1 protein-coding gene is annotated in these 287 nt (G+C 66.6%); it reads left to right on the top strand.

Annotated features, from left to right (window positions below; translation table 11 throughout):
- Positions 1-287 (top strand): aldehyde dehydrogenase family protein (locus tag OH705_RS27035; protein WP_267303411.1); only part of this gene is annotated, 287 nt, incomplete at both ends.

The following is a 287-nucleotide window of genomic DNA, read 5'->3' as shown; positions in this document are numbered from 1 at the left end:
CAGACCCCGTACTCCGCCCTGGCCCTGGTCGAGCTGGCCAACCGTGCCGGCATCCCGTCTGGCGTGCTGAGCGTCATTACCGGCAGATCCGGCGCAGTCGGCTCCGAGCTGACCGGCAACTCCCTGGTGCGCAAGCTGTCGTTCACCGGCTCGACCGAAATCGGTCGCCAGCTGATGGAAGAGTGCGCCAAGGACATCACGAAAGTTTCCCTGGAGCTGGGCGGCAACGCGCCGTTCAGCGTGTTCGACGACGCCGACCTGGACAAGGCGGTCGAGGGCGCGCTCAT

Source organism: Pseudomonas sp. BJa3 (genome assembly GCF_026343815.1).
In the GTDB taxonomy this organism is placed as follows: Bacteria; Pseudomonadota; Gammaproteobacteria; order Pseudomonadales; family Pseudomonadaceae; genus Aquipseudomonas; species Aquipseudomonas soli.
The sequence above is the reverse complement of the archived record's forward strand: the minus strand, read 5'-3'. Positions and strand labels throughout refer to the sequence as shown.